Annotated in this window: 16 protein-coding genes; 12 read left to right on the forward strand and 4 right to left on the reverse strand. The window is 70.0% G+C overall.

Annotated elements, in window-relative coordinates; translation table 11 throughout:
• The first annotated feature begins 51 nt into the window (after positions 1-51).
• Genes Nocox_RS13450 through Nocox_RS13465 form a run of 4 tightly spaced genes read left to right on the forward strand, consistent with a single transcriptional unit; the run spans position 52 to position 5,002 of the window.
• Entirely contained in the window at positions 52-1,275 is a 1,224-nt protein-coding gene (locus tag Nocox_RS13450) for a cytochrome P450 (RefSeq protein WP_026215033.1), read from the forward strand.
• Positions 1,276-1,299: 24 nt separating this feature from the next.
• Entirely contained in the window at positions 1,300-2,772 is a 1,473-nt protein-coding gene (locus tag Nocox_RS13455; protein WP_020546518.1) for a tryptophan 7-halogenase, read from the forward strand.
• Between the two features lie 53 nt (positions 2,773-2,825).
• The gene (locus tag Nocox_RS13460; RefSeq protein WP_020546519.1) at positions 2,826-4,040 is read left to right on the forward strand and encodes a glycosyltransferase; all 1,215 of its coding nucleotides are present in this window, start codon (positions 2,826-2,828) and stop codon (positions 4,038-4,040) included.
• Positions 4,041-4,042: 2 nt separating this feature from the next.
• Entirely contained in the window at positions 4,043-5,002 is a 960-nt protein-coding gene (locus tag Nocox_RS13465; protein WP_033410873.1) for an acyltransferase domain-containing protein, read from the forward strand.
• 17 nt (positions 5,003-5,019) lie between these two features.
• Here the strand turns inward: Nocox_RS13465 and vanY-N are convergent, their stop codons facing one another.
• From vanY-N to Nocox_RS13480, 3 genes are all read right to left on the reverse strand, one after another.
• Positions 5,020-5,649, reverse strand: a complete 630-nt coding sequence (gene vanY-N, locus Nocox_RS13470; protein ID WP_084685888.1) for a D,D-peptidase/D,D-carboxypeptidase VanY-N — start codon at positions 5,647-5,649, stop codon at positions 5,020-5,022.
• Positions 5,650-5,743: 94 nt separating this feature from the next.
• The gene (locus Nocox_RS13475) at positions 5,744-6,397 is read right to left on the reverse strand and encodes a response regulator transcription factor (RefSeq protein WP_020546522.1); all 654 of its coding nucleotides are present in this window, start codon (positions 6,395-6,397) and stop codon (positions 5,744-5,746) included.
• Between the two features lie 45 nt (positions 6,398-6,442).
• Positions 6,443-7,534: a prephenate dehydrogenase gene (locus tag Nocox_RS13480; protein WP_020546523.1), complete on the reverse strand. Its 1,092-nt coding sequence runs from the start codon at positions 7,532-7,534 to the stop codon at positions 6,443-6,445.
• A gap of 238 nt (positions 7,535-7,772) precedes the next feature.
• On the opposite strand from Nocox_RS13480, the gene Nocox_RS13485 reads away from it, so the two are divergent.
• The 3 genes from Nocox_RS13485 to Nocox_RS13495 all read left to right on the forward strand — a co-directional run bounded on the left by Nocox_RS13485 (position 7,773) and on the right by Nocox_RS13495 (position 12,922).
• Positions 7,773-8,537 carry a transposase family protein gene (locus tag Nocox_RS13485; RefSeq protein ID WP_219495520.1) on the forward strand — a complete coding sequence of 255 codons (765 nt, stop codon included), beginning with the start codon at positions 7,773-7,775 and terminating at the stop codon, positions 8,535-8,537.
• Between the two features lie 803 nt (positions 8,538-9,340).
• Positions 9,341-10,237, forward strand: coding sequence for a ParB/RepB/Spo0J family partition protein (locus tag Nocox_RS13490; protein WP_246649861.1), 897 nt, complete (start codon positions 9,341-9,343; stop codon positions 10,235-10,237).
• Positions 10,238-10,378: 141 nt separating this feature from the next.
• On the forward strand, positions 10,379-12,922 hold the full coding sequence (locus Nocox_RS13495) for a helix-turn-helix transcriptional regulator (protein WP_157383452.1): 2,544 nt from the start codon (positions 10,379-10,381) through the stop codon (positions 12,920-12,922).
• A 45-nt stretch (positions 12,923-12,967) separates the two neighbouring features.
• On the opposite strand, the gene Nocox_RS13500 is transcribed toward Nocox_RS13495, so the two are convergent.
• Positions 12,968-14,149, reverse strand: a complete 1,182-nt coding sequence (locus Nocox_RS13500) for an SGNH/GDSL hydrolase family protein (RefSeq protein WP_020547055.1) — start codon at positions 14,147-14,149, stop codon at positions 12,968-12,970.
• A 284-nt stretch (positions 14,150-14,433) separates the two neighbouring features.
• Between Nocox_RS13500 and Nocox_RS13505 the strand changes: the two genes are divergently transcribed.
• From Nocox_RS13505 to Nocox_RS13525, 5 genes are all read left to right on the forward strand, one after another.
• Positions 14,434-15,243 carry a GntR family transcriptional regulator gene (locus Nocox_RS13505; RefSeq protein ID WP_063711719.1) on the forward strand — a complete coding sequence of 270 codons (810 nt, stop codon included), beginning with the start codon at positions 14,434-14,436 and terminating at the stop codon, positions 15,241-15,243.
• Positions 15,244-15,360: 117 nt separating this feature from the next.
• A complete protein-coding gene (locus tag Nocox_RS13510) occupies positions 15,361-16,392 on the forward strand; it encodes an ABC transporter substrate-binding protein (protein ID WP_084685926.1) in 1,032 nt (343 codons plus the stop codon).
• A gap of 5 nt (positions 16,393-16,397) precedes the next feature.
• The gene (locus Nocox_RS13515) at positions 16,398-18,095 is read left to right on the forward strand and encodes an ABC transporter permease (RefSeq protein ID WP_169577091.1); all 1,698 of its coding nucleotides are present in this window, start codon (positions 16,398-16,400) and stop codon (positions 18,093-18,095) included.
• Positions 18,096-18,115: 20 nt separating this feature from the next.
• Complete coding sequence (locus Nocox_RS13520) at positions 18,116-19,237, forward strand: ABC transporter ATP-binding protein (RefSeq protein WP_020547059.1); 1,122 nt, start codon at positions 18,116-18,118, stop codon at positions 19,235-19,237.
• A gap of 4 nt (positions 19,238-19,241) precedes the next feature.
• Positions 19,242-20,048: a phosphatase gene (locus tag Nocox_RS13525; RefSeq protein WP_020547060.1), complete on the forward strand. Its 807-nt coding sequence runs from the start codon at positions 19,242-19,244 to the stop codon at positions 20,046-20,048.
• Positions 20,049-20,053 lie beyond the last annotated feature (5 nt).

A 20,053-nucleotide genomic window follows, 5' to 3' on the forward strand; every position in this document is an offset into this window, starting at 1 on the left:
TCGGATCATCCGAGCGTTCGGGTCGACAGCGAATGGAGTTTCGACTCGGGTATGGATGACGACAGTGACGGCGCGCCGGTCGTGCAGCCGACAGCGAACTACATGATGAGAACGCATTGTGATCCGCATGAGGACATGTTCGCGCTCAGGGCGCACGGCCCGCTGGTCCGAATAGGCGGGAACGCGGCCACTCAATTGCGCGTGGACTATGTCTGGCAGGCCATGGGATACGACGTCGTGCGCAAAATACTCGGTGACCACGAGAACTTCACGACGCGTCCCCGGTGGAGTTCGGCGCGGTCGATCGCCGCGGAGCCCATTCCGCCGAATCTCGTCGGTCAGTTGTCGGTTTACGACCCGCCCGAGCACACGCGGCTGCGGGGGATGCTGACCCCGGAGTTCACGGCCCGCCGGATCCGCCGGCTGGAGCCCGCCATGCAGGACCTCATCGATGAGCGCATCGACGAGATGGAGGCCGAGGGACCGCCCGCGGACGTCCAGGCGCTGTTCGCCGATCCGGTCGGCGCGGGAGTTCTGTGCGAGCTGCTCGGCATCCCGCGCGACGACCGCATCGAGTTCATCCGGCGTGTCAGGCAGAACGTCGATCTCAGCCGCGGATTCAAGGCCAGGGCGGCCGACAGCGCGGCGTTCGACCGGTACCTGAACGGCCTCGTCACCCGGCAGCGGAAGGACCCCGACGACGGATTCATCGGCATGCTCGTGCGAGAGCACGGAGAAGAGGTCACGGACGACGAGCTGAAGGGCGTGCTCACGGCGCTGATCCTCGGCGGTGTCGAAACCGTCGCGGGAATGATCGGCTTCGGGGTGCTCGCGCTCCTGGACCATCCCGGCCAGCGGCAGCCGCTCTTCGCCGGACGCGAGGAAGCCGATCGCGTGGTCAGCGAGCTGCTGCGTTTCCTGTCGCCCGTGCAGCAGCCGAATCCGCGGCTGGCCGTCCGCGACGTGGTCGTCGACGGCCATCGGATCAAGGCAGGAGATTACGTCCTGTGCTCGATCCTGATGGCGAACCGGGACGAGGCGCTGACGCCGGACGCCAATGTCCTCGACGTGAGCCGTGACGGCGGCTCGCACGTCGGGTTCGGGCACGGCATCCACTACTGCATAGGCGCGGCGGTGGCACGGACGCTGCTGCGCATGGCCTATCAGACCTTGTGGCGCCGGCTCCCCGGGCTGCGCCTGGCGGTGCCCGCCGAGGAAGTGAAGTTCCGCAACGCGTTCATCGACTGCCCGGACCAGCTGCCGGTCACCTGGTAGCGAGCGACAACGAAGGAGAAGACGGTGGAAGAGTTCGACGTGGTGGTCGCCGGGGGCGGCCCGGGCGGTTCGACCGTGGCGTCACTGGTGGCCATGCAGGGCCATCGGGTGCTGCTGCTGGAGAAGGAGGTCTTCCCGCGGTACCAGATCGGTGAGTCGTTGCTGCCCTCGACCGTGCACGGCGTGTGCCGGATGCTCGGCGTGACCGACGAGCTCGCGGCGGCCGGGTTCCCCGTGAAGCGAGGAGGCACGTTCCGGTGGGGGGCGCGGCCGGAGCCGTGGACCTTCTCCTTCTCCGTCTCTCCGCGGATCACGGGTCCGACGACTTACGCCTACCAGGTGGAGCGGGCGCGGTTCGACGAGATCCTGCTCAACAACGCCAAACGCAAAGGCGTGGTGGTGCGGGAGGGACATTCGGTCACCGAGGTGATCGAAGACGGTGAACGCGTCACCGGCCTGCGGTACGTCGGCCCTGACGGTGGCGAGCACGCGGTGTCCGCGCGTTTCGTGATCGACGCGTCGGGCAACAAGAGCCGGTTGTACTCCAGCGTCGGCGGCACCCGGAACTATTCGGAGTTCTTCCGCAGCCTGGCGCTCTTCGGCTACTTCGAGGGCGGCAAACGGCTGGCGGCTCCGTACTCGGGCAACATCCTGAGCGTCGCCTTCGACAGCGGCTGGTTCTGGTACATCCCGCTGAGCGACACGCTGACCAGCGTGGGCGCGGTGGTGCGCCGGGAGATGGCGGAGAAGATCCAGGGAGATCGGGAGAAGGCGCTCACCGCCCTGATCGCCGAATGTCCGCTGATCTCGGAATACCTCGCGCCGGCCCGCCGGGTGACGACCGGAAAGTACGGGCAGCTGCGGGTCCGCAAGGACTACTCCTACCACCAGACGACGTTCTGGCGGCCCGGGATGATCCTGGTGGGCGATGCCGCGTGCTTCGTCGATCCGGTGTTCTCCTCCGGGGTGCACCTGGCCACCTACAGCGGCCTGCTGGCGGCCCGGTCGATCAACAGCATCCTGGCCGGTGACGTGGACGAGAAGACCGCCCTCATCGAGTTCGAGACCCGGTATCGCCGCGAGTACAGCGTGTATTACGAATTCCTTCTGGCGTTCTACCAGATGAACGTGAACGAGGAATCGTATTTCTGGCACGCCAAGAAGGTCACCAACAACAAGGAGTACTCCGAGCTGGAGTCGTTCGTCGACCTGGTGGGCGGTTTGTCCTCCGGTGAGGCGGCGCTGGCGGCCTCAGGCCGGATCGCCGAGCGCAGCGCCGAGTTCGCCGCGGCCATCGACGAGATGGCCGACGGCGACGATGCCAGCATGGTGCCGCTGTTCAAGTCACAGGTGGTCAAACAGGTGATGCAGGAGGGCGGGCAGGAGCAGATGAGGGCGGTGCTCGGCGAGGACGCCGAACCCGAGCTGCCGCTGTTCCCCGGCGGGCTGGTGACCTCACCCGACGGAATGAGATGGCTCCCCTACCGTCCCGCGTAAGGCTCTCCCGGCCGCCTGGCGGCTCCTCATCATCCACGGAACAGGGAGACGACATGCGCGTGTTGTTGTCGACGTCGGGATCACGCGGGGACGTCGAACCGCTCCTGGCGCTGGCGGTGCGGCTGCGGGCGCTCGGCGCGGAGACACGGATGTGCGCACCGCCGGACTGCGCGGAGCGACTGGCCGAGGTCGGGGTGCCACTGGTGCCGGTCGGCACGTCGATGCGCGCGATGATGCACGGGAAGAGGCCGCCCTCACCCGGGGACATGCCCCGGCTCGACGCCGAGGCGATCGCCGCGCAGCTCGACCAGGTCCCGCCGGCCGCCGAAGGGTGTGACGTGGTGGTGGTGAGCGGCGTGCTGTCGGCGGCGGTCGGCGTCCGGTCGGTGGCCGAGAAGCTGGGCATCCCTTACGTCTACGTCTTCTACTGCCCCATCTACGTGCCGTCGCCGTACTACCCGCCACCGCCGCCCCTCGGCGAGCCGCCCGCGCGGGACGGGACCGACAACCGGGTGCTGTGGGACCGGAACAACCAGGGCGCCTACCAGCGGTTCGGCGATGCGCTCAACAGCCGGCGGGCCTCGATCGGCCTGCCACCGGTGGAGGACGTCTTCGCCTACGGCTACACCGATCACCCCTTGCTGGCCGCGGACCCGGTCCTGGCCCCGCTGCGGCGGACCGACCTCGACGTCGTGCAGACCGGCGCGTGGATCATGCCCGACGAACGGCCCCTTCCCGCCGAGGTGGAGGCGTTCCTGAAGGCCGGCCCACCGCCGGTGCACGTGGAGTTCGGCAGCGGGCCCGCGCCCGCCGACGCCGCGAGAGCGGCCATCGAGGCGATCCGGGCCCATGGCCACCGGGTGATCGTCTCCCGTGGCTGGGCCGGTCTGGTCCCGCCCGACGACCGGAGCGACTGCCTCACCGTCGGCGAGGTGAACCACCAGGCGCTGTTCGGCCGGGTGGCCGCCGTCGTCCACGCCGGCAGCGCCGGCATCACGACCGCGGTCACCCGGGCAGGCGCCCCCCAGGTCGTGGTGCCCCAGATGACCGACCAGCCGTACTACGCCGGGAGGGTGGCCGAGCTGGGCATCGGGGTGGCACACGACGGACGGGCTCCGACCGTGGAGGCCCTGTCAGCCGCGCTCGCCACGGCTCTGGCTCCCGAGACCCGTGCGCGGGCGCTCGACGTGGCCGGGAAGATCCGCGCCGACGGTGCGACCGTGGCCGCGAAACTGCTGCTCGACGCGGCCCGGAACAGAACGGAGTGACGATGGATTCCGAGAGCGTACGCGGCGAGCTGCGGCTGGGGGAGAACACCAGGGCGTGGCTCTCCCGGATCGATGAGCTCGGACCGCCTCCCGAGCCGATACGGCTGCCGCGCGGCGACGAGGCGCGTGAGCTCCTGCGGCGCCTGGAGGTCCCGGATCCCGACGTCGAGGAGATCGTGGCGGCCACCCCCGGCCCGGATCGCGACCCGGCCCTGTGGTGGCTGCTCGAACGCGCCCACCACGAGATCGTCCGTCACATGGGCGAGGTCAAGGTGAAGGTGCGGGGCGGGCCGGCCCTGCCGTACGAGACCGGGGCCGCCGCACGCTACTTCCACGTGTACGTCTTCCTCGCGACGATCCCGGCGCTGCGCCGCTTCCACGCGGCACGGGACATCCCCGAGGAGACCACCTGGGAGACCCTGACGCAGCTGGGGGAATCGGTCGCGATCCATCGCCGCAAGTACGGCGAGGGCGGCACCCACATGCCGTGGTGGCTCACCTTCCTCGTACGCGGCTTGGTCTACCGGCTCGGCCGTCTCCAATTCAGCCTGGTCGTCACGAGGGACGGCACGCCCGTCCTCGGCATGCACATCCCCGAAGCGGGCGGACCGCTGATACCCGACATCTACTACGACTCGATGCGCCGTGCCCGCCCGTTCTTCGATCGGCATTTTCCCGAGCACGGCGCCCGGGTGGCGACGGGCACATCGTGGCTGCTCGATCCGCAGTTGGACGAGTATCTCGCCGAGGACTCCCACATCCTGCAGCTCAGACGCGACTGGACGCTCATCGACTCCGAACCGGAGGACGGGGACGACGCGATCCTGGAGTTCGTCTTCCGCTACAACGGCCAGCCGCTGGAGGAGCTTCCTCAACGCTCGGCGCTGGAGAGGGCGGTGGTCACGCATCTGAAGGCGGGGCGTCACTGGCACCAGCTCAGCGGCCGCATCGAGCTGCCCTAGCGCGCGGCCGGCCCAGGCTAGGTCTGGTCCCCGTTCCGGCTCACCAGGCCCGCGCCGGCGTGGGGCAGCCGTCGTGGTGGCGTGCCCCCGTGCTCGGGGTGGTACTCGAAGTGCCACCACTCGTTGTCGTAGATGCGGTAGAGGTCGTAGCGGGCGCCGTGCGCCTCAAGCCAGCGCGCGCCCGCGTGGGGGCGTACGTCCAGCGCTATGCCCTTGACGTGGTTGGATTCCGCCGGTGGCGCCACGAACATCCGGGCCGAGGCCACGGACCCGGAGCGGCGCACCTCCTCGTCGAACATCCGTTGCTGGACGACGGGATCGCGGTATCCCGACGTGAGACCGATGAGCTGGCCGTGACGCCACAGCGCCTCGGTCCGCGCCGCGGTGAACGCCGCCCTGGCCCTGTCGTCGAGCCCGGTGAGGTCCTCGGCCGGGAATCGCATGCCCAAGGCCCAGCCGCAGGCCAGCTCGCGGGCGCGGCCTGGCCGGCGTAAGAACGCCGCGGGCAGCAGGAGCACGGCGAGCAGCCGCGTGACCGCGGCGTACACCCCGTCCCGGGCCCGAGGCGGGAGAGTGCGTGGTTCGCTGCCGCTCCCGGCCTGGACGACCACGGCACGGGTGGCGGGCGGCCGTCGTCTTCTCCTCATGCTGCTCCTCGAAGTGGTGGTGTGACACCATTTCTACGGAGCGGGAGGTGACACGAACGTCAGAGAACGTGTGACCGCCCTGTGACCGCGTCGGTCAGATGCGATATCCCTCGCGCGGGACGGTCTCGATCATCGGCGGCTGGCCGAGCTTCGACCGGAGCCGGTTGATCGTCGCCTTCACGGTCGTGGTGAACGGGTCGGCCTGCTCGTCCCAGACCCGTTCGAGCAGCTCCTCGGCCGACACCACCCGGCCGCGCGCGGTCAGCAGGTGCTCCAGGACGGCCAGCTCCTTGGTGGTCAGCGGCAGCCGCATGCCGCCCCTGATCGCCACCCGCTGCGCCGGATCGAGCCGCAGATCGCCGTGGACCAGGATCGGCGGCGCGGGAGGATGCGCGCGCCTGCCCAGGGCGCGGATGCGCGCCACCAGCTCGGCGTAGGCGAACGGCTTCGGCAGATAGTCGTCGGCGCCCAGGCTCAGGCCCGCCACCCGGTCGGCGGTCGTCCCGGAAGCGGTGAGCATGAGCAGGCGGGTCCTGCGACCGTCCGCGGCGATCTGAGCGCAGAGGTCGTCACCGTGGACGCCGGGAATATCCCGATCGAGCACCACAACGTCGTAGTCGATCACGGAGACGCGCTCTTGGGCGTCGTCGCCGTCGTGACTGACATCGACGGCCATGCCTTCGCGACGCAGCACCCGCGCCACCGACTCGGCCAGGTCGACTTGGTCCTCCACCACCAGAACGCGCATCGCGCCGCCGTCTCGGTCGGGGGATCTCGGCCCTGACACCATATCTCACGCCTCGTCGATCCCCGAGTTTCCGCCGGGCACCGGAGGGACGTGCCAGCCGTGGAAGCGGAGTGCCTTGGCGAGCCGGCCGGTGTCCTCCGGACGCACGGAGACCTCGACCACGCCGACCGGCAGGCCGGCCGAGTGCTCCAGGCGGACGTCCTCGATGTTGACGTCCGCGAGACCCGCCGCGTTGAAGAGCCTCGCCAGCTCTCCCGGCCGGTCCTGCAGGACCACCTGGATCACCGTGTAGTCGCGCGCCGGGCCGCCGTGCTTGTCGGGGATCCGGCCGCGGCCGTCCACGCCACGCCGCAGCAGATCCGTCACGTCGTCGAGATCGCCGGACCGCAGTGCCGAGGCCGCCGCGGCGAGATCGGCCGCGATCCGCTCCAGCACCCCGGCCACCGGCAGGGCGTTCCGGGAAAGGATCGTCCGCCACAGCCGGGGATCCCCCGCGGCGATGCGCGTCACATCGCGCAGCCCCTGTCCCGCCAGCCCCAGCGCGACGTCGTCGCCGTCCTTCAGGCGCGCCGCCACCGCGGACGCGGCCACGTGCGGGGCGTGCGACACCAGAGCCACCGCCATGTCGTGCTCGCCCGCCCCCACGGTGACGGCCTCCGCGCCGCACATCGAGACCAGTTCCCTGGCCAGCCGTACGGCATCCGCGCCGGTCTCGGGGTGGGGGCAGAGCGCCCAGGGGCGCCCGAGGAACAGATCGGCGCGGGCGGCGGCCGGGCCGGACCGCTCCCGGCCGGCGAGCGGGTGTCCAGGGACGTAGGAGGTCAGGTCGCACCCGAGCCGCTCCGCGTCGGCGATCGGACCGACCTTGACACTGGTCACATCGGTGTACGCCCGCGCGGCCCGCCGCGTCTGCAGCTCGGCCAGTTGCTGCCCCACCATGGGCGGGGGCACGGCGATCAACGCCAGGTCCACGCTCTGACCGGTCCACTCCTGACCCGCGCCGAGCGCTCGCGCCGTCCGTACGGCATGCGCGTCGACGTCGGAGAGGTAGACCGCCACTCCCTTCTCGCGAAGGGCGAGCGCGGCCGAGGTGCCGATCAGACCCGTGCCGACGATGAGCGTCTTCTCCAGGGTCACGGCTCCTTTCTTATGCCCGCGCACCGGGCGGTGTCCATCGGCGGAGCCTGGGCGCCGCGCCATTTCGGCATGACGGATCGCCGGGCGACTTCCGTGACCCGGCGGCGCCATTGAGTGTTTTCCATCCTGAAGCCGCAGGTCGCGGGCATGCTGCGCGAGTGGGTCTGATCGACAAGTAGAAGAGCCCCTGGTAGAAGGGTTGTCGACCAAGATCAACCGTTAGACCAGAGGCTCCGAGTTGCTGTTCTACCGCGCCGCGCTGCCGTTGTCACCTCAGACCCTGTCCTATCTGTCCGGCATCCTGCGCCGGCACCGCAAGACGATCAACTCGCCCTGGCGTCGCCTCAACCCCGGCCAACAAGCCCTGCTCGTCCTCGTCCACCTGCGCAAAGGCGAGACCCTGGCAGAGGTCGCCGCAGGCTTCGGCGTCGGCATCGCGACCGCCTGGCGCTACATCCATGAGGCCATCGCCCTGCTCGCCCGCCGCTCGCCCCGCCTGGAGCAGGTGTTACGCGCGGCCAAGCGGGCCGGCTACCCCTACCTGGTCCTGGACGGCACCCTCATCCCCATCGACCGCGTCGCCGCCGACCGGCCCTACTACTCCGGCAAACACAAGAAGCACGGCATGAACATCCAAATCCTGGCCACCCCCGACGGCACACCCTTGTGGACCTCCGGCTCCCTGCCCGGCTCCGTCCACGACCTCAAAGCCGCCCGGATCTGGGGCATCCTGCGCCGCCTCAAGGCCGCCGACCTGATCACCCTCGCCGACAAGGGCTACGTCGGAGCCGGCGAGCACGTACGCGTGCCCTACAAGGGCCGCAACAAGCCCGCCTCCCAGAAGGCCGCCAACGCCGCTCACGCCAAGCTCCGCGGACCGGGAGAACGGGCCAATGCACAACTGAAGACCTGGCGTATTCTGCGCAAACTCCGGTGCTGCCCACTCCTCGCAGGTCAGCTCGTCAAAGCGATCCTCGTCCTTCAGCGCCGCGAGGCGGGATGAAAAGCACTCATTGATGCGCCAATCTATTCCCTTACTCGGCAGGTCAGGGACGGCCGGCCTTCTTTTTGGATTCACGTATGTCCTTTTAAAGGACAGCCGCCCGCGGGCGGGGCGGGTCACGGCCGGCCACCGGCCTCCTGACCGGGATCACCTCGCCCGGGAACCGGCGTCACGCACGCAACCGTGAGACCGCCGGAGCCCCGCCGGGCTCGCGGCGGCAGGGCTGACGAATACCCACGAATTGACACGCATGGTGACCGGTCGCTTTTGTACCGGTCCATCATGGGGATACTCCCCGGATCCGTGACCGGGCCGCCGGTCCTCGAGTCGTCCTTGTCTCGAGACTAGGGGGGTCGATGTCCGGGATAGGGGGTGGTACGACGTGTAGAGCTCCTTTAACCTTCCGGAGGAATGCCTAACCGAAAGTCGGAGTGATCGGAATGCTAACGGGAAGCGTTTCGCAATTCGATGAGGTGTACGGCTACGGATTCGCGGCGAAAGCGTCCATTTATGTGCCGCGTGGAGTTGCCGAAGAACAGAGAATGCGTCGCATTCTCTCGACGGCGGACCCGGCCGAAGGGCCTGTGCGGCTCTCGCCGGAAAGTCCGTGCTCGCCCAGGACCGGACGCCGCAGGCGCGACGGGAAATCGTGGAAAGTGCGCAGGACGTACGCGGCTGGGGTGATTTCTGAACGCCCCCGACTCCGATACGACGCTGATCGAGTCGGAGGCTAGGTGGACCCGACGGGAGTTGACATAGTCGCTCTCCCCGTCGTCGAAATCGAGTTGTCCCGGCTGTCTTCCGTGTACTCACCACGAACCTCAGGTGAGGACCCGGAGCATGTCGAGACCCTGTTGTCGGCACAAGGGGAGCTTCCGCCCATTCTCGTCCACCGGCCAACGATGCGGGTGATCGACGGCCTGCACCGGTTGAGAGTGGCACGAGTCAGGGGCGAGACGAAAATCGCGGTAAGGCTGATCGACGGCACCGAGTCCGACGCCTTCGTGCTGGCCGTCGAGGCGAACGTGCGGCATGGGCTGCCGCTCTCACTGGCCGACCGCAAGCGTGCGGCCGTCCAGATCATCGGGACACATCCGCAATGGTCGGATCGGCGGGTGGCCTCGGCGACCGGCATATCCGCCGGCACGGTGGCCGACCTGCGTAAACGCAGAGGACAGGACGGGGACGAGGCCAGGATCGGGCGGGACGGGCGCATCCGTCCTGTCGACAGTTCGGAGGGGAGGAGACTCGCCGCCGAGATCATCCGCAGCCATCCGGACCTTTCGCTCCGCCAGGTCGCCAAACAGGTCGGCATCTCTCCGGAGACGGTCCGGGATGTGAGAGGCCGGCTGGAGCAGGGCGAGAGCCCGATCCCGGACGGAAGCAGGAGGCTGCGGGCCAAGCCGGAGTCACTGCGCCGGCCGGAACAGGACTTCGGCCACGCCGGGGGCCGGGACCGCCAGGCCGTGCTGGAACGGCTCAAGGCCGATCCCGCGCTGCGTCTGACCGAAACCGGGCGAATCCTGTTGCGAATGTTATCCTTGCACTCGATCGACGGGCAGGAATGGGAAAGAATCCTGCGGGGAGTTCCGCCGCATTGGGACGCCGTTGTCGCTAGATGCGCCAGGGACCATGCCCAGATCTGGGCGGCGTTCGCGGATCGCCTGGAGGGGCGCGCGACCGATCTGGCCGCCGGATGATCGCGGCGAATTGACCGGGCGGCATATGGAGAGCAACGAGACAGGACCGGATCAGGCACACGGCAAACTGCGTTGACGAACCGCTTGGGGGACGAGCGAGTGCTGTTCGGGCGAGATCGTGAACTGAAGAGTCTGACGGAGTTGCTCGATTCCACCGCGGCCGGCCGCGGTGGAATGGCCGTCATCAGGGGGCCTCTGGTCGGCGGCAAGACCGCCGTCCTCCACGAGTTGGGCATGCGGTCCATCGCGGCGGGGGTCCGGCTGGTCAGGGCCGGATGCACGCCGGCGGAGCGGTCGCTGGATTGGGGAGTCGCCGACCAGATCCTGGGCCGGGGGGCGGCGGAGCGGCTGACCGCTCACAGAGACGGCGATGCGGTCGAGGAGGTCTGTGACTCCCTGTTCCAGATGGCCGAGGCGAACCCGGTCCTCCTGGCGATCGACGACGTGGATCTCGCCGATGATCCGTCCCTGCAGGCCATCCTGGCCATGGCGCCCCAGCTGGCGAACACCAGGATGATGATCGCCGTCACGATCTGCCCGGACCGGCCGCCGGCCCGGCTCCTCGACGTCGCCGGGACCTTGCTGCGACTGCCCGGCGTCCAGCTGGTCGAACTGCCGCTCCTGCCCCGTCCGGCGGTCAGGCGGTTCGCCGCCGAGCATCTCGGGGCGGAGACGGCCGACCAGATCGCCGACGACCTCTACCGCTTCAGCGGCGGCAGCCCGCTGCTGGTCCGGGCGCTGATCGAGGATCAGGAGGCCGGCGCGCCCGGACTCGCGGTCGGCGACTCCTTCATGAGCGCGGTGGCCACCTGCGTTCACGGCTTCGAGCCGGAGGCCGTCCGGGTCGCGGAGGCGGTGGCCGTCCTCGGCGAGCACGCCACGCCGGACGCGGTGGGCGAACTCGTGGGCATCGCTCCTTCCGCCGCGATGCGATCGATGGGGATGCTGGCGCGCGCCGGGCTCCTGGCCCGGGGGCGCTTCCGCCATGAGGCGGGGGGCCGGGCCGTACTCGGGCGCATGACCTCGTACGGCAGGATGGACCTCCTCCGGCGGGCCGCGGAGATCGTCTATCGGCGGGGAGGCCCCTTGCCGGCCGTGGCCACGCACCTGCTGGAGGCGGGCTGGTCGGGTGAGGAGTGGGCTTACGACGTCCTCGTCGACGCGGGACGGCAGGCGTTCCGCGAGGGTGATTTCGTCGCTGTCATGAAGTGCTTGCGGCTCGCCCTGGCGTCCGGCTGGGGAAGACCCGGCCGGCTGGACGTGAAGGTGATGCTCGCCGCGGCGGAGTGGCGCGTCGACCCGGCCGTGGCGGCACGTCACCTGCCCGATCTGCTCGACGCCGCGCGCTCGGGCGCGTTACGTGGCTCTCACGGGGCGGAGCTGTTCCGCCAGTTCCTCTGGTACGGCCGGTTCGCGGACGCGGGGGAGCTGATCGATCGGCTGCGGCCGGCCGTCGCCGACAGGGACGCCGACGTGTCCTTGATCGGGATGTGCCATGTCCACCCGGCACTTCTCGACAGATTACCCCGCTCCGCCCGCGGCTCGACGGGCCACACCATCGAGGACGCGCGACGCATCCTGCATCAGGCGGAGCCGACGGACGAAGCGATGGACAGCATCATCTCGGCCCTGATGGCCCTGCTGCTAGGGGGCGTGCCGGACGTGGCGACCTCCTGCGAGACGCTCCTCAAGGAGCCGAGGGTGACGAAGGCGCCCACCTGGAAGGCGATCATCTCCGCCGTCCAGGCGGAGGCGGCGTGGCGCAAGGGCGACCTCGCGGGGGCCGAGGCGCATGCGCGGGAGGCGCTGACCATCCTGCAGCCGAGCGGCTGGGGCGTCGCGATCGGTGCGCCACTCAGCACCCTGCTCCACGCCCAGACCGCGATGGGCCACCTCGACGACGCGAAGGCGACCGTGGACGTGCCGATGCCCCGGGAGACGGCGGAGACCGCCTTCGGGATCGGCTACGAGCTGGCGAGGGCGCATTACCACCTGGCCACGGATCAGCCTCGCATCGCTTTCGCCGGCTTCCAGGCGTGCGGGCAGGCGATCCAGCGATGGGGATGCAGCCTGTCCTGCGTCTTCCCCTGGCGCCTCGGCGCGGCACAAGCGTGTCTGCAGCTGGGCTGGCGTCGCAGGGCGGCCGATCTGGTCACGGCCCAGATCCTCGACACCGCCCCCGATGACCTGCGAACGTACGGGATCGCCCTCCGTCTGCTCGCTCAGCTGAGCAAGCCCGGCCAGCGCCGGCAGTTGCTGATGGAGTCCGTGAACGCGCTCGAGACCGCCCAGGATCGCTACCAGCTGGCCCTCGCCCTCTCCGACGTCGCCGGGAACTTCCAGCTGAAGGGCGGCAAGCACGAGGCCCGGGCCTACTGGGTCCGGGCGCAGGAGCTGGCCCGCGAATGCAACGCGAAGCCCTTGATGAGGAGGCTCGCCGCTGAGCACGACCACGCTGAGGCCGCACCGTTGAGCGGCGCCGAACGGCGAGTCGCCGTCCTCGCCGCCCGCGGGCACACGAACCGTGAGATCGCCGAGGCGCTCTACATCACGCGGAGCACCGTCGAACAGCACCTCACCAGGATCTATCGGAAGCTGAACATACAGACTCGCGGTGACCTGAGCGACCTCTTCGCCGCCTACATCGCGGAGGAGGCGACGACCACAGCCGGCCGCACGGCGTGAGGCGGTGGTCCCATGACGCGACCACGTCCGGCGGGGCCGGCTCGGTCAGTGGCCTTGTCTCTTCAGGACCGGGCGCAGGACCTTCTCGTACGCGTCGGCGTACGTCGCCATGCCGAGGTCGCTCGGGTGCGAGCCGTCCACCAGTTCCTCAGGCCCGGGGAGCTCGGCGGCCGAGAGGTAGGAGAGACCTCTGACGCCGGAGCGGCGCAGGTTCGTGCAGGCCGTGCGCAGGGCGGCTGCGTTCTGGGCGTTGCGGGTGCGGCGGAACTCGACGAACTGGCCGTCCCCGTACCGGCGGTCCTCGACGAGCACGATGGGCGTGTCAGGGCGGGCCGCGCGCAGGATGCGGACGAAGGGTTCGGCGCGTTCCGCGATCTGCTGCGGGTTCATGTTGGGGGAGCTGTCGACCACGTAGACGGACGCGTCGAGCTCGGTGAGCAGCTCGGCGATCTCGGGCTCCATCCGCGCGTTGCCGGAGAAGCCCAGGTTGACGGTGGGGACGTCGAAGCGGCGGCCCAGGAGCGCGGTGATGGACATGCCGGGCCTGGACGCCACGCCGCCCTGCATGATCGAGCTGCCGTAGAAGACGGCGGGCGGGGTGGTGCGCGGTGCGACCCCGAGGAACTTGGCGCCGGCCTGGACGCCGATCTCCAGCCGCTGCGGGCTGTTGTACAGCGGCAGGTAGGCGGTGTAGAGGCGCTCTCCCGGGTCGACCGCGATGCCCATCTGCTGGTCGACGTTCTGCGCCGCAGGGTGCGTGTTGGCGAGCCAGGCGTCGTGTCCTGCCGGGGTGCGCGCGTACAGGTCCACGCCGCTGTGGCCGATGGCCGGCATGTGGTACATCGCGACGGTGGCCAGGCTGAGCCGGTAGCGGGCCCGGAAGATGGTCGAGTCGGTGACGAACCGGGTCAGGAGCCCCGAGGAGTTGCGGCTGCGCACCCAGACCTCGGGGGTCACGACGCCTTCGGCCTTGGCCGGGAGCCGGTCGTAGGAGGCCGCCGTGTCGGACCAGCCCTTGCCCTCGACGCCCCAGTGCGAGACGTCGTACCAGGCGATGTCGCCCTCGATGCTGGGCGTCACCTCGACGAACTCGGTGGGCCACGCGGCGGGCGGGTGCGGGGCGGCGGCGTGCGCCGGCGTCGGTGACAGGCCGGAGATCGTGAGGGCGGCGCCGCCGGCGCCCGCGAGCCCGAAGAGATGACGTCGATTGACCATGTGGTTGCCCATCGGTGCTCCCTTGTCGGAACGATGCTGTTCAGGGATGAGGCCGGTCGGGGGACGGCGCGGGCCGGGGCAGGGTGGTCAAGCGTCGGCCCTGATGCGACGATGATCGGACCCGGCCTGACGGTCGCGGCCGGCCGTGGGACGGAGGAGTGGCGGTGGCGTCATCGCGCCCCGCCCTGGTTCACCGGAAGGTCATGATTCTTCGGTGACTGTATGAGTTGGTATACAAGTCGTCAATACCAATCCACGGCCGTGGCGTAAAATGCGGGAGAAGCGCGGGTGCCGCCATGAAGGGGTTGGAGGGGGTGGACGTGAGCGACGCGGACGCTCGTCGCGGGCGCAAGCACAACATGGTCCGCGAGCGGATCATGAGCCTGCTCGAAGACCTCAACGTGGGAGATCCGATCCCGCCCGAGCGCGTGCTCGAAGAGGACTGCGGCGTCTCCCGGCTCACGGTGCGGCGCGCCGTCGACGACCTGGTCAGGGACGGTCATCTCATCCGCAGGCAGGGCAGCGGCACCTACGTCGCGCGGCCCACGATCACCCAGTCGCCGACGGCGTCGTCGTTCTCGATGGGGCTGCGCCGGCGCGGCATCACGCCCTCGACCCGCGTCGTCGGCGTGGAGCGCTCCGACGCGGGCGTCCGCATGAGCTGGCGGCTGCAGATCGCGCCGTCCGACACGACCGTGACGATTCGCCGGCTGCGGCTGGCCGACGGCGACCCGATCGCGCTCGCCACCACGACGCTCCCCGACGCGCTGGTGCCCGGCCTGCCCGCCGAGGAGCTGGAGGAGAAGTCCCTCTACCAGGTGCTCTCCGACCTCTACGGCCTGAAGGTGGCGGCGGGCACGCAGACCATCGAGCCGACGGTGCTCAGTCAGGAGGAGTCGGCCGTGCTGGACGCGCCGCCGTACTCTCCCGCGTTCCTCTTCAGGACCGCGACCCGCACGTCGGACGGCGTTCCGATCGAGTTCACCCAGACGTTGTTCCGCGGCGACCGCTACATGATCACATCGGAGCTGGACCTCACGTCGACCCTGGAGGAGGACCTCGGGCACCCCCGCGGAGTGACCCACAAGGCGACGTCCTTGGGATGACGACCGGCCAATTGGTCTACAAGAGGTATTGACACCTCGCATCACAGATAACACCATTTCGTGCATCGTGACCTTGCGTCCCTTCCTGCGGGCGCATCGATCCGAAGGCGGTCACTCATGCACACGTCCCTGTTACGAGTCGCCGCGGGCGCGCTCTCCCTCGCACTCCTCATGTTCGGGTCGGCCTGCGGATCCGGCGGCGACGACGCCGCATCCGCGTCCGGCGGCACGCTGACCTGGTACACGCCGATGCCCGAGGAACCCGCCCGGCGGCTGGCCGAGGCGTTCAAGGCCGAGTCGGGCATCGAGGTCGAGGTGCTGCGCCAGAGCGCCGGCGAGCTCCTGGCGCGGCTGAAGGCCGAGGCCGGCCGCCCCGCGGCCGACGTGATCGGCCTGGCCAGCGGGGACGCCGGGCCGCTCGCCAAGGAGAAGCTGATCCGGTCGTTCAAGCCCACGGCCGAGGGCATCGACAAGCGGTTCGTCGACCCCGAGGGCTACTGGCACGCCAACGAGCTCATCCTGATGACCGTCGGCGTCAACGCCGACCGGTGGAAGGAGGAGACCGGCGGAGCCCCGCTCCCGACGACGTGGGACGAGCTGCTGCGCCCCGACCTGAAGGGCCAGCTCGTCATGCCGAACCCGACGCTGTCCGGCACCGGGTACACGTTCGTGGCGACGCAGATCTTCCGCCACGGCGACGAGGCGGGCGCGTGGAAGTTCCTCGACGAGTTCCACAAGCTGATCGGCCAGTACACCGACAGCGGGGGAGCGCCGTCGCAGCTGGTCGCCACCGGCGAGTACGCCGCCGGCGTCTCCTTCGCCCACGACCTGCTCAACGTGCGCGGGGCCGGGTTCCCCATCGAGCTCGTCTACCCCAAGCCCACCGGCGTCGTCATCTCCGGCAACGCGCTCGTCCAGGGGTCGCCGAACCCCCAGGGCGGCGCGACGTTCGTCCAGTGGCTCCAGGGCAAGAAGGCGTCCCAGATGATCGTCGACCTCGTCCACTCCTACCCCGTGCGGAGCGACGTGGACCTGCCCGACGGCGCACAGGGTCTCGCCGAGCTCGACCTGGTGGACTACGACCCGGTGCGCGCGGGCCAGATGCGCGACGCGGTGTCCAAGGAGTTCGCCAAGCGGTACGGGGTCTGATGCCCGTGCCCTCGACGACCCGCCAGGCCGCCGTGCCGGAAGAGCGGACGGAGCGGGCCCCCGGGACCCGGCCGGACTGGCAGCGGCGCAGCCGCAGACGCCTGCTGGCCGACCGGATCACGGTGGGCACGCTCGTCGCCTACGTCGCCGGCCTGCTCCTCCTCCTCGTCCTCGTGCCGACGGTCGCCATGCTGTTCGAGCCCGACGGCGAGGCATGGAGCCGGCTCGCCGAGCCGCGCGTGGCGACGGCCGCGAAGAACACCGTCGTCATCGGCGTGGCCTCGACGCTGAGCGCCACCGTGGTCGGCTTCCTGTTCGCCTATGCCCTCAGCCGGCCCGACATCAGGGGCCGGGCCGTGCTGCGGGTGATGGCCCTGCTCCCGCTGATCTCGCCGCCGTTCGTCGTCGGCCTGGCGGTGCTGCTGCTGTTCGGGCGGCGCGGTCTGATCACGCACGAGCTGCTCGGCCTGGACATCAGCCTCCTCGGCCTCGGCGGGCTCTGGCTCGTCCAGACGCTCGCCTTCTTCCCCATGGCCACGCTGACCCTGCTGCCGACGCTGAAGAACATCGGCTCCACCCTGGAGTGGGCCGGCCGGGACCTCGGCTGGACGTGGTTCCAGACCTTCCGCCGGGTCACGCTGCCGCTGGCGTTCCCCACGATCCTGAACGCGCTGCTGCTCGTCGGCATGTTCGTCATCACCGACTTCGGCAACCCCGTCCTCATCGGCGCCGGGTACCAGGTGCTCTCGGTCGAGGCGTACGTGCAGGCGGTGGGCCGGCAGGACTTCGGGATGGCGGCGGTGCTGTGCGTGCTGTTGTTCGTACCGACGCTGATCCTCTTCCTGATCCAGCGCCGCGTCCTCGCGCGGCGCTCGGCCGTCACCGTGTCGGGGAAGACGGGGAGCCTGCCGCCCGCGCCGCTGCCCGCGGCGGCGCGGCGCGGGCTCCTCACCGTCCTCGGCCTGGTCAGCGTCCTGATGATCCTCATCTACGGGAGCATCCTGGCCGGCTCGTTCACCCGGGCGTGGGGCGCCGACTGGAGCCTCACGCTGGACCACTGGCAGACGGCACTCCTGCGCGGTGACGACATCCGCAACTCCGCGCTGTTCTCCGCCACGGCGGCGATCATCACGACGATCAGCACGCTGGTCGCCGCGTACGTCGTGCACCGCACGCGGGTCTTCGGCCGAGGCGTGATGGACGGGCTCGCGGTGCTGCCGTCGGCGATCCCCGGGACGATGATCGGCATCTCGTGGCTGCTCACGTTCAACGAGCCGCCGATCGCTCTGACCGGCACCGCGCTGATCCTGGTGCTGGTCATGGTCGTGCGGGCCATCCCGGTCGGCTACCGCACCGCGGTGACCACCATCAACCAGATCAGCCCGTCGATCGACGAGGCCGCCACCGACCTCGGCGCCTCGCGCGCCCGGGTCATCGTCCAGATCATGTTCCCCCTGCTGGGCGGCGCGTTCACCACGTCGCTCGTGTTCGGGTTCCTGCACGCGATCAACACGCTGAGTGCCGTGATCTTCCTGACCTCGCCGGGCATCGGCCTGGGCGCGCCCACCATCGTCAACCTCGCCGAGTTCGGCCAGTGGGGCGCCGCGACCGGCGTCGCGGCCGGCCTGATGGTGGTCAGCTTCGCCGGGCTCGCCGTCGCGAAGCTCGCCCTCGGCTCCCGGCTGCGGCTCTACGACCTGTGACACCTGCTGAGGGAGATTCCATGATCGAACTGAAGTCGTTGTGCAAGTCGTTCGACGGGGTGCCGGCCGTTCGCGACCTCGACCTCGTCGTCGGCCGCGGCGAGTTCCTCTGCCTCCTCGGCTCCAGCGGGTGCGGCAAGAGCACCACGTTGCGGATGATCGCCGGGTTCATCCAGCCGGACAGCGGGAGCGTGCTCATCGACGGCGTGGACGTGTCCGGCTACGGGCCCGACGCGCGGCCGACGTCCATGGTGTTCCAGGACTACGCGATCTTCCCGCACCTCACCGTCGCGGAGAACATCGAGTTCGGGCTGAAGGCGCAGAAACTGGCCAAGGACGAGCGAGCCCGCCGTACCGGGGAGGCGCTGGACCTGGTCGGCCTCACGGGACTCGGCGGCCGGCGGCCGAACGAGCTCTCTGGCGGGCAGCAGCAGCGCGTCGCCGTCGCCCGGTCGCTGGCGATCCGGCCGTCGGTGCTGCTCATGGACGAGCCGCTGTCCAACCTCGACGCGAAGACCCGCATCCAGCTGCGCACCCAGCTGCGCGAGATCCAGCGCGACACCGGGACGACGATCGTCTACGTCACCCACGACCAGGAGGAGGCGCTGGCCCTGGGCGACCGGATCGCCGTCATGAAGGACGGCTCGCTCGAACAGCTCGGCAGCGGGCACGAGATCTACCTGGCCCCGTCCAACGGGTACGTCGCCGACTTCGTCGGCATCACGAACTGGCTGGCGGGGGAGTACGCCGGCGGGCCGGACGAGTCGTGGGAGGTGAACGTCGCCGGAGCGGTGCTCCGCGCGACGCCCGCGGCCACGTCGTCCTCGGTCTCTCCCGGCTCGCCCGTCGATGTGTCCGTACGCCCTGAGGACGTGTCGCTCAGTGAGGAGGACGCCCCCGGTGAGGGGGTGCTGAGCGGCGTCGTCCGCGACGTGCAGTTCCTCGGCCCGGTCGTCCGCACCTACGTCGAGGCCGGCGGCTCGGTGCTGATCGTGCACTCGGCGCAGAGCGGCTGGTCGCCAGGAGCGAACGTCCGGCTGAGCATCGGCAAGGGCGCGGCGCGGGCGTTCCCCAGGGTCGAGGGCGCGTGGCGCCCACCGGAAGCCGCCGCCCGGCCCGTCGTCGCGGCCGCGGCGAGCTGACGGCATGGGCATCGCACAGGAAGAGGCGGACCTGCGTGACCTGCTCGTCGAGCGGAGCCTGTCCGGCGGCATCAGGACCGTCCGCCGGCAGTCCCTGGCGTACGCGCACAAGATGCTCGAAGGAGACCCCGACAACACCTTCGGCCTGGAGGACTGGCGTACCGCGTCCATCGACGAGGTCGTGACCGCCGTCGAGGCCGGCATCGGCGACCGCATCACGGACGGCGACCCCGGGCTCGGGTACATCGCGCCCGAGCACACGCTGGCCGGCATCAGGGCGCACGCCGACGCCCTCGCACCCTTCCTGCGGGACGGCGGCGGCACGGTGCTGCTGGCGACCGGGCACCCGACCGGGCTGCTCGACCACTACGCCGACCTGGCGCGCGCGCTGCGGAACGCGGGCAACAGGATCGTCCGCGTTCTCGACGACCATCGGCTCGACCGCGCCGTCGGGGCCCACGCCGCCGGCGAGACGGGAATCCGGTTCTTCGGCGGGGTCGCATGCGCCTTCCACGACGAGGCGATCCTGCACACCCACCGGCCCGACTACATGGAGGCCATGATCGCCGCGGTGGCCGCCGGCGGCGTGCGGATCGATCTCGTCATCGCCGACCACGGCATGGCGGGCGCGGCGATCGCGGCCGGCCTGCACACGCTGTCGATCGCCGACGCCAACGACGTCGCCCTGTTCCTGGCGCGCGCCAGGGGACGGCACGAGTACGTCCTGCCGATCGAGGACAACTTCACGCCCGCCGAGTTCGCGCCGGTGGCCGCGTACATGCTCCGGCGCGCGACCGGTATCGCTGTTTGAGGAGG

It is taken from the genome of Nonomuraea coxensis DSM 45129, assembly GCF_019397265.1.
Classification (GTDB): Bacteria; Actinomycetota; Actinomycetes; order Streptosporangiales; family Streptosporangiaceae; genus Nonomuraea; species Nonomuraea coxensis.

Excerpts from the sequence above, each read along its gene's own strand:
- Nocox_RS13510 (WP_084685926.1), top strand. The coding sequence starts at position 15,361 with ATGCACACGTCCCTGTTACGAGTCGCCGCGGGCGCGCTCTCCCTCGCA.
- Nocox_RS13460 (WP_020546519.1), top strand. The coding sequence starts at position 2,826 with ATGCGCGTGTTGTTGTCGACGTCGGGATCACGCGGGGACGTCGAACCG.
- vanY-N (WP_084685888.1), bottom strand. The coding sequence starts at position 5,649 with ATGAGGAGAAGACGACGGCCGCCCGCCACCCGTGCCGTGGTCGTCCAG.
- Nocox_RS13505 (WP_063711719.1), top strand. The coding sequence starts at position 14,434 with ATGAAGGGGTTGGAGGGGGTGGACGTGAGCGACGCGGACGCTCGTCGC.
- Nocox_RS13465 (WP_033410873.1), top strand. The coding sequence starts at position 4,043 with ATGGATTCCGAGAGCGTACGCGGCGAGCTGCGGCTGGGGGAGAACACC.
- Nocox_RS13520 (WP_020547059.1), top strand. The coding sequence starts at position 18,116 with ATGATCGAACTGAAGTCGTTGTGCAAGTCGTTCGACGGGGTGCCGGCC.
- Nocox_RS13525 (WP_020547060.1), top strand. The coding sequence starts at position 19,242 with ATGGGCATCGCACAGGAAGAGGCGGACCTGCGTGACCTGCTCGTCGAG.
- Nocox_RS13450 (WP_026215033.1), top strand. The coding sequence starts at position 52 with ATGGATGACGACAGTGACGGCGCGCCGGTCGTGCAGCCGACAGCGAAC.
- Nocox_RS13500 (WP_020547055.1), bottom strand. The coding sequence starts at position 14,149 with ATGGGCAACCACATGGTCAATCGACGTCATCTCTTCGGGCTCGCGGGC.
- Nocox_RS13475 (WP_020546522.1), bottom strand. The coding sequence starts at position 6,397 with ATGCGCGTTCTGGTGGTGGAGGACCAAGTCGACCTGGCCGAGTCGGTG.